Source organism: Burkholderia sp. WTPI3 (genome assembly GCF_021483755.1).
Taxonomy (GTDB): Bacteria; Pseudomonadota; Gammaproteobacteria; order Burkholderiales; family Burkholderiaceae; genus Burkholderia.
The window spans coordinates 21,255-35,336 of the sequence record NZ_JAGIXF010000069.1; the positions used below are offsets into that span (position 1 = coordinate 21,255).

Below are 14,082 nucleotides of genomic sequence, written 5' to 3' on the forward strand. Positions count from 1 at the left end.
ACCGGGCGGTTAAAGATTCCGCGCAATCTGCCGTTATTCCTTCCGGACAACCGGTTCCAGCCCTTCACGTCAGCGAGACACATGGAAGCCAACAGGAAACAGACGCCACGCAAGGGCACCTGGCGCAGCGCCTTGCATACGCTGCGCCGCTTCGCGTGGTCGGGCGGCGCGCTGATGCCTGCACGCGCCAGCACGCCGCGCCGTGACGACACCGTGCGCGACTGGCTGGAACAGACGGTCGGCACGGTGGACTTCCTCGCCCATGTCGACCGCGAGCTGCGCTTCCTGTACGTGTCCGACGCGAGCCTGCGCTTCATCGGTTATCACCGCGACTACCTGCACACGCTGACGCTACGCGACCTGATCGCGGAACAGGATACCGCGACGCTCGAAGGCCTGCTCGCGCGCGCCGCGCGTTCCGGCCAGGTCGAGAAGGCCACGATGTGCATCGTGAAGTCGCTCACCTATCCGCTCGACGTCGAAGTCCGCGCGTTCAAGAGCCGCCACCACGGCGTCGACGGCTTCGCGATCGCGGCATTCGACGTGTCGGCATGGCGCGCGCTCGAGGCGCGCCTCACGTACGAAATGCACCACGACCCGATGACGGGGCTCGACAATCTGTCCGCGCTCGTGCCCGCGCTGATGCGCGCGCAGCAGGCCGCCGACGAGGCCGGCACCTGCGCTGCGCTGCTGCTGCTCGATCTCGACGACTACCAACGCATCAACCGTGCGCTCGGCTACGACGCCGGCGACGCGCTGCTGCGCGAAACCGCGCAGCGGCTGCAGGCGCTCGTCACGCCCGGCGAACAGCTCGCGCGCGTCGCGAGCGACAAGTTCGCGGTCGTATTCACCGCATCGGACCGCTCGCGCGGCAGCGACGCGGCAGACTCCCTCGCGCGCCGGCTGCAGGCCGCGGTGCGCGAACCTTACGTGTACCAGGGACAGACCGTGCACCTGTCGGCGAGCATCGGCATCGCGCTCTACCCCGACGAGCGTGCCGCGTCGCACCGCGCGCAGCACCACAGCCCGCTGCTGCGCCGCGCCGACCACGCGCTCGCGCAGGCGAAGGCATCGGGCGGCAATACGCTTGCGTTTCACGCACCCGTCGACGATCCGGCCGACGCCGAGCGGCTCAAGCTCGAAGCCGACCTGTACGACGGCGTGCGCAACGGCGAGTTTTCGCTCCATTTCCAGCCGATCACGCGCAGCCAGTCGGGCGCGGTGGTCGGCGTCGAGGCGCTGATCCGCTGGCGCCATCCGGTGCATGGGCTCGTGCCGCCCGCGACGTTCATTCCGCTCGCCGAATCGATCGGTCTGATCAACTATCTCGGCAACTGGGTGCTCAAGGCTGCGTGCATGCAGCTCGTCGCGTGGGACCGCCAGGGGCTCGCGCTGCAGTACGTGGCGGTCAACGTGTCGCCGCAGCAGTTCCGCGACCCGCGTTTCGCGCAGAGCGTGCGCGAGGCGATGACGCTGACGGGCATCGATCCGCACCGCATCGTGCTGGAAATCACCGAAAGCTTGCTGATGCACGATCCCGTGAAGGCGAAAGGGCTGCTCGAAGAGCTGACTGAGATGGGCATCCGCTTCGCGATCGACGATTTCGGCACCGGCTATTCGAGCCTCGCGTACCTGCAGCGCTTCCCGCTCGCGAAACTGAAGATCGACCGCAGCTTCGTCGAGAACCTGCTGACCTCACGCAACGATCGCGCGATCGTGTCGGCGGTGGTCGGCCTCGCGCAGACGCTCGACCTCGAGCTCGTCGCGGAAGGCGTCGAGACGGAGGCGCAGCGCGCACTGCTGACCGAGATGGGCTGCAACCACATCCAGGGCTGGCTCGTCTGCCAGGCCCTGCCGTCCGAGGAACTCGCGCGGCGCTTCGAGGCGCAACAACTGCGCCTGCACGCTGCCTGATACCCGGCGAACTGAACAGATCCGTATGTCAATCACCGAACACCTGCCCCGCACGGCGCTGCTCGACAAGCTGTGGGCCCGGATGAACGAACGGGGCGACTTCCCGCTGCTGTCGGAATCGCTACGTGCGACGATGGCCGCGATGAAGAACGACGACCTCGACTTCACCGCGCTCGTGCGCGTCGTGCTGTCGGACTTCGCCCTCACGCACAAGGTGCTGCGGCTCGCGAATTCCGCGATGTACATGGCGTTCGGCGGCAACATCACGACCGTCACGCGAGCGCTGATGGTGCTCGGCATGGACACGGTCGGCCATCTCGTCGTCGGGCTGAAGCTCGTCGACCATTTCCATCACAGCACGCCGCGCCGCATCGACGCGAAGCTCGAGCTGAACCGCGCGCTGCTGTCCGGCTGCGTCGCCCGCAAGCTGACCGAGCATGCGCAGCTGCGCGGCGGCGAGGAAGCCGTCGTCTGCACGCTGATGCGCCAGGTCGGCAAGCTGCTCGTGGTCTGCTATCTCGACAGCGAATGGGATCGCATCCGCCGCCGCGCCGCCGAGCTGAACGGCGACGAAGCGGCCGCATGCGTCGACGTGCTGGGCGTCGGTTTCGAAACGATCGGCCTTGAGGCTGCCGCAAGCTGGCGGCTCCCCGACGTGATCCGCGCCGGGATGGCCGACGGCGACGCACACGCGGCGCACGCCGATCTGCTCGGCGAGGACGATGAGAGCGACGTCCGTGCCGAGCGCCGACGCACCGCGGACGCGTCGGATGACGGCAGCTCCGAGCACATACGCTGGCTGCGTGCGGTAAGCCGCTACTCGACCGACGTCGCCAGTGCGCTCGCGATGCCCGAGAGCCCGCAGCGCGACGCCCGTATCGCGGTGCTCGCGCAGCACTACGGCACGGAACTGCAAATCGAATCCGGCGCGCTCGTCGGGATCGCCGACCGGCTCGCGCGCGAGGAAGCCAGCGACACCGTGATGCGCGAGATCGTCGAACTGCGCGCGAACGCCGATGCGATCGCGCGGGCGCAGGCCGAACCGAAGGCGTGCCTGGAAGCCGGCCTCGCGGATCTGCGCGCGCTGCCGTCCGAACACGTGCTGACGCCGGTGCTCGCGCTCGCGTCGGAAAGCCTGCTCGCGGGCCTCGCGTTCACGCGTACCGTGATGTTCGTACGCCGCGACGACGGCACGTTCGCCGCGCGCCTCGGCTTCGGCCCCGGCGTCGATGCGGCGCTTGAGCGGCTGCGCTTCGACGAGCGCTTCGAGCCGGACGTCTTCCATCTCGCGATCACGAACTCGGTCGGCATCTTCATCGAGCAGGCGCAGGAACCGAAGATGGTGAAGCGCCTGCCCGCGTGGTATCTCGATGCGCTGCCCGATACGCGCGCGTTCGTGCTGCTGCCGGTGCGCGTGGGCACGACAACCGTCGGGCTGCTATACGGCGACTGGGCCGGCGCGCAACCCGCACGCAAGATCACGCAGCAGGAAATGGGCGTGCTCAACGAGCTCGCGCGGGAACTGGCCCGCTTCTTCCCGTCGTAACGTCGGCAGCCGCCGGCAGTCGGTAGCCTCGAACTGCCGGGACCATCGGGTAGGGAGAGGGGTCACCCCCTCAGCCCTCCCACACCACCGTACGTGCGGTTCCGCATACGGCGATTCATCAAGAACGCTGGAGGCGCTGCTGAGTGTCCAGCAGCGAGACCAGCCCCAAGGCGTCGAAGTAGCGCTTCGGGAAGGCCGCGTTCATGTGGCTCGCTCCTGCGCTCCACCATGGCCCTCGCCCATTGCGAGACGATTGCCATGCGCGTGCTTCCGTGAGGCCCCTTCGACGCAACATGATCGCGCGGGCACCTCGGCGTCTCGCCTGTCTCCATAGAAGGCTGCGCATTCGCCGTCTGACCCACCCGTCCAGTTCCTCCAGTGCGCCTTTGACCTCCGTGTGCCGGAAGTAGCTTATCCAGCCGCGAAGCACCGGATTTAGCGTCTCGATCGTCTGCGATACGCTACGCCCTCGACCCGGACGCATCAGTTCCCCGACCCGCGCCGTCAACCTCTTCAGGCTCTCCGCTGCGATTCGCAGCCTCGCCTGACGATGCATCGTCAGGCTGTAGCCCAGAAACTTGCGCGTCCACGGCCGGGCACACGGGCTCTTCGCCTCGTTGATTCGCAGCTTCAGCCGCTTCTCGAGAAACGCCTTCATCTGCATCAACAGCCGCTCGCCCGCCGCCTTGCTTCGAACATAGATGTTGCAGTCGTCCGCATAGCGGCAGAACGCGTGGCTGCGTCGCTCAAGCTCGCGATCCCAGTCCGTCAGCAGGATATTCGACAGTAATCGAGCCTCCACCGTCCTAATCGCGGTCCTTCATGTTCGGGCCTTCAGCTTCGCGGCCTACCATGCCCTCTGCTAATGGAATGGACGCCCCCGCCCGACGCCTCTCGACGCCAGTAACACTTCGACAACCGTGCAGATCTCCCCGGGTATTGCGCACCCACCTTCACGCTTATGCCTGTCGGATATACGCCGCGTCGGACCGTGCAAGTTTCGGGCTTTGGCTGTTTGGGCCGCCTCACCCCAACGCGTCGCCTCTTATCCGCTTCCTGTTCGTCAGGCCAGCGCTTTGCCTCCGGCTTCCTTCAGACTCGCAGTCGCCCGCGACGCCCTTGCCATTGGCTAACACTTCCCCTTGCCGGGCGTGTAGAGGACTTTCACCTCACAGTGAGTGCGCCCTGCCGGGCGCCTCAAAAGCAAACCGGCCGCAAAAAGCGGCCGGCTGCATCGTGCGACGAATCGAAACGATTACTTGAGCGTCACGGGCACGCTGAAGTACTTCTTCGCGAGGTTGTCGATCGTGCCGTCGGCCTTCAGCTCCTTCAGCGCCTGATCGAGCGCGGTCTTCAGCGCAGCGTCATTCTTGCGCAGGCCGAAGCCGACGCCCGAACCGAGGATCTCCGCATCGCTGACCGTGCCGCCGGCGAACGCGAAACCCTGGCCCTGCGGCTTCGACAGGAAGCCCTTCGAGCCGGCTTCCGAGTCCTGGAACGTCGCGTCGAGACGGCCCGACTTCAGGTCGGCGTACGCCAGGTCCTGCGTCTGGTACGGCACGACTTCGACGCCTGCCGGCGCCCACTTCTTCTTCGCGTACGCTTCCTGGATCGTGCCCTGCAGCACGCCGATGCGCTTGCCCTTCAGCGACTGCGGCGTCGGCTGCAGGCCGCTGCCCTGCTTCGCGATCAGCTGGTTCGGGATCGTGTAGATCGGATCGGTGAACGCGATCGCGTGCTTGCGCTGGTCGGTGATCGTCATGTCCGAGTTGATCGCATCGAACTTGCGTGCCTGCAGCGCGGGGATCAGCCCGTCGAAGTCGTTCTCGACCCACACGCACTTCGTCTTCAGCTTCGCGCACACCGCGTTGCCGATGTCGATGTCGAAGCCGGTCAGCTTGCCGTCGGGCGTCTTGTATTCGAACGGCGCGTACGAGGCCTCGACGCCGAACCGGATCTCCTTCTGATCCGCTGCCATCGCGCTGCCTGCCGCTACGGCCGATGCCGCCACTACCGCGTGCGCGGCCACTTTACGCCAATCCAACTTCATCTGGTGTTCTCCTCGATACTCGAATGTTCCGGAACTACGGGCGCGTGCATCATTGCAGGGTCGGATGACAACGACAATGCCGATGCCGCGCCTTGATGCGGCGCAACAGCCGCAAGGCCGCGATTGTACCAATCCGCGCGGCCCGATACGGCAAAGCGGCCACCGATACGCGATGCTGCGCTGCGGGTATCGACGGCCTCCATGCGACCCGTCGAACTTGCAAGACGCTGTCGCAAATACGCAAGCGCGACACGCGCGCCGTCTGCGCGGCATGCAGGCGTCATCGCAAAAATGAATGGACGCTGGGCGATGGGCGAGCCGCGAGTCGCCGCGGGCCGCCCGCTTGCGTATCGATCAGACGAGTGAGGCCAGCGTCTCGCGCGTCGTATCGACGACAAGCAGGCCCGCGCGCAGGCCCGGCTTCACGGCCGGATTCGGGAACACGATGCGCTCCTCGTCGTGCTTAACCGTGTAGCGGTAGTCGCCGTCCTGCGCGAGCACGGTGCCGCGCGCGAACGCGGTGAAGTTCGCGACGTCGGCCGCGACGAACAGCTCGAGCGCGTCGCTCTGCTTCGTGATCTGGTCGATCACAGTGAACACGCGCGGCAACGGCGGGGGGCCGCCCCGCGGGTGGCCGCCCCGCGGATGGCCGCCCCGCGGATGGCCGCCCCGCGCATCGACGTCACCGGGCGTTCCCGAGACCAGCTTGCGCACCGCCAGGTCGGCCGGCGCGAAGCGCGACAGGTCGTTCTGGCCGAACGGCCGCACCTTGCCGAGTTCGAGCGTGCACGCGAGCGCGCCGCACTGCTCGGCGGTGAAATGCGAATACGTGTTGCCCTTCGCGGTGTGCAGCAGCACGGCCGCGATGCGCGCGTCGCCGAGCCATTCGATCATCGCGCGCGTCGGCGGCATGCCCGTGTGCGGCAGCAGCGCAAACTGCTCGAACACCGATGCGCGGATCGCCGTGTGCATGTCGATGTGCCAGCGCACGCTGCCCGCCCGCGCAGCCGCGAAGAATTCGGCTGCCGCCGTTTCGAGCTGCATCGCGCGCGGCGCTTCGCGGCTCGCGGGCACCTGTGCGTGACGGCCGCCGAACAGGCGATTCAGATCGTCGTCGAGATAGCGCTCGCCCGCACGCATCGCCGGCACGTTGCCGAGCACGACGAGCAGCCGGCACGCGAGCGGCAGCGTGCCCGCCGCGAGATCGCGTACAAGCATCGACAGCAGCTCGATCGGCGCGGTTTCGTCACCATGCACGCCGGCCGACACGAGCACGCTCGCGCGCTCTGCTTCGTCACCCGCCGGCTCGAGTTCGAGCAGCCCGTCGCCGAGCCATTGCCACCGCACCGCACCGTCCGCGCACGCGCCGCCCTTCACGGCCGGCGTGTCGCCCGCGAGCGTGGACGCGAGAAAGTCGTCGAGCAGTGCCGTCGCCGACATGCCGTGCTCAGCGCTGGAAGTCATACAGCGACCCGACGCGCAGGATCTGCGTGAGCTCGTCGAGCGCCGTGCGCGATTCGTCGAGCAGCGTCGGATCGGCGAGATCCTCCGGCGCGAGGCGATCGCGGTAATGCTTTTCGATCCACGCGTCGAGCGACGCGAACAACGTGTCGTTCATCCACACGTTCGACGTGACGGCCGCGCGCTCCGCGTCGTTCAGCACGACGCGCAGGCGCAGGCATGCGGGGCCGCCGCCGTTCTTCATGCTTTCGCGCAGATCGAACACGAGCACGTCGCTGATCGGGCCGTTGCCGCTCGCGAGCTGGTCGAGATAGGCCGCGACGTTCGCGTTCTCGCGGCATTCCTGCGGCACGACGAGCACCTGCGAACCGTCCGTGCGCGACAACAGCTGGCTGTTGAACAGATACGACGTGACTGCGTCGTTCACGCTCACGGCCGCATCGGGCACCTCGATCACGTTCAGCCGCGCGCCGCGTGCGCCGAGCGTCGCCGTCAGCGTGTCATAGATCGCCTGCTTGTTGACGAACGCACGCTCGTGCGTGAACAGCGTGTCGCGGTTGCCGACGGAAATCACGTCGTTGTGGAACACGCCCGCGTCGATCACGTCCGGATCCTGCTGCGCGTAGACCGTCGCCGTTTCGGCCAGCCCGTGGCGCTGCGCGATCGCGCGGCTCGCCTCGAAGGTCTGGCGCGCCGGGAAGCGCTTCGGCTCCGGGCCGCGGCGGTATTCCGAGCGGCCGTACACGAAGAACTCGACGCCCGGCTTGCCGTACTCGGCGCAAAAGCGCGTATGGTTCGCCGCGCCTTCGTCGCCGAGTGCCGGCGTGCCCGTCAGCGCCTCGTGCACCGCGAAGTGCGCAGGGTCGGCGAACAGCGTCGACAGCGTGCGGCGGGTCGCTTCGTGCTCGATCGCACGATGCAGCTTGCTGCACAGGTTGGCCGGCGTGAAGTGCACGCGGCCGTCGCTCGTGTCGGCCGACGGGCTGACGGTGGCCGCGTTCGCGGTCCACATCGCCGACGCCGAACTCGCCGCGGCGAGCAACTCCGGCGCCTGCTTCGCGGCCTTCGCGATCACGTCCGCGTCCTTGCCGGAGAAGCCGAGTTCGCGCAGCAGGCGCAGCGACGGCCGCTCCTGCGGCGGCAGCACGCCTTGTGCGAAACCGAGATCCGCGAGCTGCTTCATCTTGCGCAGCCCCTGCTTCGCCGCGGCCTTCGGGTTCGCGGCCGATTTCTCGTTGTTGAGCGACGCCACGTTGCCGAACGACAGCCCGGCGTAGTTGTGGGTCGGGCCGACGAGTCCGTCGAAATTGGCTTCTTGTGCGTTCATCGTCGTTCCCTCGATCAGAAATGCAGGCCCGGCGACAGGCTCGCGGGCAAAGTCAGTTGGGTGCTTTCCACCGACGCCATCGGATACGCGCAATAGTCGGCCGCGTAGTACGCGCTCGGCCGATGGTTGCCCGAGCGGCCCGTGCCGCCGAACGGCGCGGCAGACGATGCGCCGTTGGTCGGACGGTTCCAGTTGACGATCCCCGCACGGATCGCGCGACGGAAGTGCGTCCATGCGTTCTCGTCGTCGGCGAGCAGGCCGGCGGACAGGCCGAAAGCCGTGTCGTTCGCACGCTCGATCGCTTCGTCGAATGTCGCGTAGCGGACGATCTGCGCGAGCGGGCCGAAGTGCTCTTCGTCGGGCAGGTTCGCCACGCCGGTCACGTCGATGATCGATGCATTCACGAAACCGAGGCGCGGGTCGCGCTGCGTCATCCCGATGATCGGCTTCGCGCCCTGCTCGATCAGGCGCGACTGCGCGTCGACGAGCTTCGCGGCCGCGCGTGCCGAGATCACCGCGCCCATGAACGGCTGCGGATCGGCATCGAACACGTCGGCGGTGATCTTCGACGTGACGTCGGCAAAGCGGGCGAGGAAGCGGTCGCCGAACGCGCCCTGGGGCACGAAGATGCGGCGTGCGCACGTACAGCGCTGGCCGGCCGACAGGAAGGCCGACTGGATCGCGTGATGCACGGCCGCGTCGACGTCCTCGACTTCGCCGATCACGAGCGGGTTGTTGCCGCCCATCTCGAGTGCGAGCACGATCTCCGGACGGCCGCCGAACTGCTTGTGCAGCAGCGTGCCGGTGTCCGAGCTGCCCGTGAAGAACAGCCCGTCGATCTGGCGGTGATTGGCGAGCGCGATACCGGTGTCCTTCTCGCCCTGCACGAGGTTCAGCACGCCGGCCGGCAGCCCGGCTTCGCGCCACACCTCGACCGTCGCGCGCGCGACGCCCGGTGCGAGCTCCGACGGCTTGAACACGACAGTGTTGCCTGCGATCAGCGCCGGCACGATATGGCCGTTCGGCAAGTGGCCGGGGAAGTTGTACGGGCCGAACACGGCCACGACGCCGTGCGGGCGATGGCGCAGCACCGCGACGCCGTCGGCCATGTCCTGGCGCTTCTCGCCGGTACGCTCCTGATAGGCCTGGATCGAGATGCCGACCTTCGCGGCCATCGCGGCGACTTCGGTGCGCGCTTCCCACAGCGGCTTGCCCGTCTCGCGGCCGATCGCGGTGGCGATCGCTTCCTTGCGCTCCGTGAGCAGCGCCGCGAAGCGCTTGACGATCTCGCAGCGGGCTTCGAAGTCGAGTGCCGACCAGCCGGCGAAGGCGCGGCGCGCGCTCGCGACCGCACGGTCGACGTCGGCAGCCGACGCACTGCCGCCCTGCCACGCGATTTCGTCGGTGCCGGGGTTGCGCGAAGCGAACGCGGGGCCCGAGCCTGCGACCCAGGCGCCGTCGATGAAGAGTTCCGTCATGATTCGTTTATCCCTGTTTGACTTTGAGCGGCAGCACGCGGACCGGATCGCCGGCCTTCACGTCGAGCGCGACGGCATCGTCGGCCGACAGCACGAACGAGCCGTTTGCGACCACACCCGGCGCAACGCCGACGCGGAAATCGTCCAGCGACGTGTTCGACACGAGCGACTTCGGCGGATGGCCGTCCCGTGCGTCGTCACCGGCATCGGGCACGCCGATCGCGACCGGCACGACGACGCTCTCGCGCACCGTGCGCAGGTCGTTGATGTGGCATTCGAGCACCGGGCCCGCGTCGAAGATGTCGACGTGGTTCTGGTAGCGCAGCCCTTCCGCTTCGAGCATCTTGCGCGCCGGCAGCGTGTCGCGGTGCGTAACGCCGACCGCGTCCTGCGCGTCCTGCGGCAGCAGGTCGACGTACACCGGATAGCGCGGCATCAGTTCCGCGAGGAACGACTTGCGGCCGTGCGAGCTCAGGTAGTCCGCTGCATTGAAATCGATCTGGTAGAAGTGCGAACCGACTGCGCGCCAGAACGGCGACGTGCCGTCTTCGTCGAAGTGGCCGCGCAGTTCCGCGCAGATGCGTTCCGGGAAGCGGTCGCGGAACTGCGCGATGAACATGAAGCGCGAGCGCGACAGCAGGCCGCCGACGCCGCCCGTGCGATAGCGCGGACTCAGGAACAGCGAGCACACTTCCGCGTAGCCCGTCAGATCGTGCGAGATGTTCAGCGCGGACATCCGCGTCCACACGCCGAGCTCCTGGCTCGCGTGCACGACCGTGCTCACGCGATAGTTGTAGAACGGCTGTTCGAGACCGACCTGCGTCTCGATCCCGCACACGCCCGCGATATCTCCCGTCGTCGATTCTTCCATCACGAAGAAGTAGCCGGCTTCGCCCGGCGCGGCGTTGCCCTCGAGCGTGCGCCGCGAGCGTTCGATGCGCGCGGCAAGCGCATCGCGGTCGGGCTTGAACGTGGTCAGGCCCGGTCCGGTTTCCTTCGCGAGCGACACGAGCGCGTCGACGTCGCCCGTTTGTACGACCCGAACGACGATCATGCTGCGTCTCCCTTCAAATCTTCATCGTCGCGGCGGTGCAGCGGCACGCAGCGCACGACATCGCCATCCTTGACATCGAGTGCCGCGCGCACGTCGCCGGCCAGCGGGGCATCGACCGTGTCGCCCGGCAGGTCGGCCAGCACGCAGCGGAACGATTCGCCGCTGCCGGTCGACACCAGGTACGCCACATCGCCCTGCTGGCGTGCGGCTTCGCGCACCGTGCGCTCCGCGCCGTGCTTCACGCACGACGTGCGGTCGACCTGTGCGGTCAGCACCGGGCCCGCGTCGAAGATGTCGACGAAGCGATCCGGCTCGAAGCCTTCCTCGAGGTGGATGTCGTACGCGAGCAGCGCCGTTTCGTTCGGCTCGCCGAGCACGCGCTGCGCGGCTTCCGGCAGCAACGGCACGTAGAGCGGATACGCGGGCATCACTTCCGCGATGAACGTGCGGCTGCGGCCGCCCGATGCGATATCGACATCGGTGAAGTTGCGGCCGAAGAACTTGCGGCCCACCGCTTCCCAGAACGGCGATGCCCCCGTGCTGTCGCTCACGCCGAGCAGCAGCGTGAACACTTCCGGCGTGAAGCGGCGGCGGTTCGCGGCGATGTACATCATCCGCGCACGCGAGATCAGGTGCGCGGCCGCGTCGCCGCGCAGCGACGGATCGACGTAGAAGCCCGCCAGCCGGCTCTTGCCGGTCAGCTCGTGCGACATCGTGAGCGCGTGGATCTTCCGGTTCACGTGCAGCTCGCGCGACGCGTGAATCAGTGCGTCGTTGCGGAACGCGTAGAACGGTTCCGAATAGCCGGCCGCGGCCACGATGCTCGCCGTGCCGAGCAGTTTGCCCGTCGACGAATCCTCGAGCACGAAGAGGTAGAACTCTTCGCCGGCGAAGTCGACGTCCGCGCGAAACGAATCCTCGGAGAGCGCCACACGCGCTTCGAGCGCCGCGCGGTCGTGCGGCAGCGAGTGCAGGACCGGCTGCGCGGTGCGCGCCATGTGCGCGAGCGCATCGAGATCCGTGAGTTTGCCGGGGCGAACAAATAGCATCGTCGTTCCTGTTCTGCGGTGGGTGCGCGATCAGCGCGCGGTGGCTTCCTGGGCTGCGAGCACCTGTTCGACCGCCTTCTCGAAGCGCTTCATGCCTTCGTCGAGCAGGTCGAACGGAATCACGAGCGACGGGACGAAGCGCAGCACGTTCGGGCCGGCGATCAGCATGATCAGGCCGTGCTCGGCGGCGGCGGTGACGAAGTCCTTCGCGCGGCCGTCGAATGCGGCGGTGAGTTCCGCGCCGACCAGGAGGCCCTTGCCGCGGATGTCCTTGAAGATGCCGAAGCGTGCGTTGATGCGTTCGAGCGCGCCCTTCAGTCGCACGCTGCGTTCGCGCACGCCTTCGAGCAGTGCCGGGTCGCCGATCAGTTCGACGACCTTGTCGGCGATGGCCGATGCGAGCGGGTTACCGCCGTACGTCGTGCCGTGCACGCCGACCTTGAAGTGGGCGGCCAGTTCGTTCGTCGTCAGCATCGCGCCGATCGGGAAGCCGTTGCCGAGCGCCTTTGCGGTCGTCAGGATATCCGGTGTGACGCCCGTGTCCATGTATGCGTAGAACTGGCCCGTGCGGCCGACGCCCGTTTGCACTTCGTCGAAGATCAGCAGCGCGCCGTGGGCGTCGCATGCTTCGCGCAGTGCCTTCAGGAACGCCGGATCGGCCGGGATCACGCCGCCTTCGCCCTGAACCGGCTCGACGATCACCGCGCACGTTTGCGGGCCGATTGCGGCCTTCGCGGCTTCGATGTCGTTGAACGGCAGGTGCTTGATGCCGGCCGGCACCGGGCCGAAGCCTTCCGAGTACTTCGGCTGGCCGCCGACGCTGACCGTGAAGAACGTGCGGCCGTGGAACGACTGCACGAACGACACGATTTCGTACTTGTCGGCGCCATGGCGATCGAATGCAACGCGGCGTGCCAGCTTCAGTGCGGCTTCGTTCGCTTCCGCGCCCGAGTTCGCGAAGAATGCGCGATCGGCGAAGGTCAGCGATTCGAGGCGCTTGGCGAGGCGCAGCACCGGCTCGTTCGTGTAGCCGTTGCCGATGTGCCAGAGCTTGCGGCTTTGTTCATCCAGGACCTTCAGCAGTTCCGGGTGGCCGTGGCCCAGCGACGTCACTGCGATGCCGCAGGCGAAATCCACGTATTCGCGGCCGGCGGTGTCCCACACGCGGGAGCCCTCTGCACGGTCCGGCACGAACGGCGCGGGGGAAAATACCGGCACCATCACTTCGTCGAATGTCTGGCGGGTCACGGTCGAGGTCGTCATGGTCGTTCCTTTCGGTTTCGTAAGAGGGTTCAACAGGATCAAGTTTAGGTAAGGGTGACGCAAGCGTCTTGCAGATTTGCGACGGGTTCTATCGGAAGCGGATAGTGCGCTTTTATTTTGCCTTTTTGGCGGTTGGGTGGTCCGTCCGCGTTTTTCGTGAAGCACCTGCGATCGTATCGGTCCATTAGCGTCGCCCCTGCGCGGGGCGGCGGTTACTTTTCTTTGTCTTGCCAAAGAAAAGTAACCAAAAGAAAGGCGCTGTGAGAACGCATGATCTCCCGGTGCCATGGCCGCCGAAGTGGTACTCGCCTAAGTGTCCGCGCCAGTCAGGAACCCGGAGTGGTCCGCGCAATGGTTCCGACACCTCCCACTACCCAACACTAGCTCCGTCCTCGCTACGCTCGACTGCAAGGTACTTCAGTCGCGATTCATGCGCCCAGATCCAGCCCCACCAATCGGTTCGCCAAAGCAGTACGAGAGGCGCGCCGCACCGTGAAATTTCGATGCACCGGAATCAATGCCATCCTCGATACGATTGTCGAAACCCATCGAGCGATGACGCAAAGATGAAGGATATGGACCTATCGGCCGAACGCAGCAAGGACGGAGCTAGCAAGCGGTATAGCGCTTTGTTGGGTATGTTGGATAGGGGATGGTGCGGAACCATTGCGCGGACCACTCCGGGTTCCTGACTGGCGCGGACACTCAGGCGAGGGCCACTTCGTGGACCATGGCACCGGGAGATCGTGCGTTCTCACGGCGCCTTTCTTTTGGTTACTTTTCTTTGGCAAGACAAAGAAAAGTAACCGCCGTCCCGCGCAGGGGCGACGCTAATGGACCGATACGATCGCAGGTGCTTCACGAAAAACGCGGACGGACTGACCTGCCCCCTTCAATCGGGCCAATGGGCTTCTAGCAAAGTCCCTTTAAACCAGCTCCT

The 14,082-nt window shown here is 66.7% G+C and carries 10 protein-coding genes; 2 read left to right on the forward strand and 8 right to left on the reverse strand.

Annotation, left to right across the window (positions count from 1 at the left end):
- Window positions 1-174 precede the first annotated feature (174 nt).
- Window positions 175-1,914 carry a cyclic di-GMP phosphodiesterase CdpA gene (gene cdpA, locus J7024_RS28110; RefSeq protein ID WP_199568723.1) on the forward strand — a complete coding sequence of 580 codons (1,740 nt, stop codon included), beginning with the start codon at window positions 175-177 and terminating at the stop codon, window positions 1,912-1,914.
- A gap of 25 nt (window positions 1,915-1,939) precedes the next feature.
- Window positions 1,940-3,460, forward strand: a complete 1,521-nt coding sequence (locus J7024_RS28115; protein WP_124830930.1) for an HDOD domain-containing protein — start codon at window positions 1,940-1,942, stop codon at window positions 3,458-3,460.
- A 118-nt stretch (window positions 3,461-3,578) separates the two neighbouring features.
- Here J7024_RS28115 and J7024_RS28120 read toward each other — a convergent pair whose 3' ends face one another.
- The 8 genes from J7024_RS28120 to J7024_RS28155 form a co-directional block, all read right to left on the reverse strand.
- Window positions 3,579-4,262 carry a group II intron maturase-specific domain-containing protein gene (locus J7024_RS28120; RefSeq protein ID WP_234745644.1) on the reverse strand — a complete coding sequence of 228 codons (684 nt, stop codon included), beginning with the start codon at window positions 4,260-4,262 and terminating at the stop codon, window positions 3,579-3,581.
- A gap of 453 nt (window positions 4,263-4,715) precedes the next feature.
- The gene (locus J7024_RS28125) at window positions 4,716-5,510 is read right to left on the reverse strand and encodes an ABC transporter substrate-binding protein (RefSeq protein ID WP_124830931.1); all 795 of its coding nucleotides are present in this window, start codon (window positions 5,508-5,510) and stop codon (window positions 4,716-4,718) included.
- 354 nt (window positions 5,511-5,864) lie between these two features.
- On the reverse strand, window positions 5,865-6,950 hold the full coding sequence (gene astE / locus J7024_RS28130) for a succinylglutamate desuccinylase (RefSeq protein ID WP_175761301.1): 1,086 nt from the start codon (window positions 6,948-6,950) through the stop codon (window positions 5,865-5,867).
- Between the two features lie 7 nt (window positions 6,951-6,957).
- Window positions 6,958-8,298, reverse strand: coding sequence for an N-succinylarginine dihydrolase (astB, locus tag J7024_RS28135; RefSeq protein WP_124830933.1), 1,341 nt, complete (start codon window positions 8,296-8,298; stop codon window positions 6,958-6,960).
- A gap of 14 nt (window positions 8,299-8,312) precedes the next feature.
- Complete coding sequence (gene astD, locus J7024_RS28140; RefSeq protein WP_124830934.1) at window positions 8,313-9,776, reverse strand: succinylglutamate-semialdehyde dehydrogenase; 1,464 nt, start codon at window positions 9,774-9,776, stop codon at window positions 8,313-8,315.
- A 7-nt stretch (window positions 9,777-9,783) separates the two neighbouring features.
- Complete coding sequence (astA, locus tag J7024_RS28145; protein ID WP_124830935.1) at window positions 9,784-10,830, reverse strand: arginine N-succinyltransferase; 1,047 nt, start codon at window positions 10,828-10,830, stop codon at window positions 9,784-9,786.
- Window positions 10,827-11,879 (reverse strand): arginine/ornithine succinyltransferase subunit alpha, encoded by a 1,053-nt coding sequence (gene aruF, locus J7024_RS28150; protein WP_124830936.1) that lies wholly within the window; start codon window positions 11,877-11,879, stop codon window positions 10,827-10,829. The genes astA and aruF overlap by 4 nt, the downstream gene beginning before the upstream one ends.
- 30 nt (window positions 11,880-11,909) lie before the next feature.
- Entirely contained in the window at window positions 11,910-13,142 is a 1,233-nt protein-coding gene (locus J7024_RS28155; RefSeq protein WP_124830937.1) for an aspartate aminotransferase family protein, read from the reverse strand.
- Between the last annotated feature and the right edge of the window lie 940 nt (window positions 13,143-14,082).

Coding starts and splice junctions, on each gene's coding strand:
- cdpA (WP_199568723.1), top strand. CDS start 175: ATGCCTGCACGCGCCAGCACGCCGCGCCGTGACGACACCGTGCGCGAC.
- J7024_RS28115 (WP_124830930.1), top strand. CDS start 1,940: ATGTCAATCACCGAACACCTGCCCCGCACGGCGCTGCTCGACAAGCTG.
- J7024_RS28125 (WP_124830931.1), bottom strand. CDS start 5,510: ATGAAGTTGGATTGGCGTAAAGTGGCCGCGCACGCGGTAGTGGCGGCA.
- astE (WP_175761301.1), bottom strand. CDS start 6,950: ATGTCGGCGACGGCACTGCTCGACGACTTTCTCGCGTCCACGCTCGCG.
- astB (WP_124830933.1), bottom strand. CDS start 8,298: ATGAACGCACAAGAAGCCAATTTCGACGGACTCGTCGGCCCGACCCAC.
- astD (WP_124830934.1), bottom strand. CDS start 9,776: ATGACGGAACTCTTCATCGACGGCGCCTGGGTCGCAGGCTCGGGCCCC.
- astA (WP_124830935.1), bottom strand. CDS start 10,830: ATGATCGTCGTTCGGGTCGTACAAACGGGCGACGTCGACGCGCTCGTG.
- aruF (WP_124830936.1), bottom strand. CDS start 11,879: ATGCTATTTGTTCGCCCCGGCAAACTCACGGATCTCGATGCGCTCGCG.
- J7024_RS28155 (WP_124830937.1), bottom strand. CDS start 13,142: ATGACGACCTCGACCGTGACCCGCCAGACATTCGACGAAGTGATGGTG.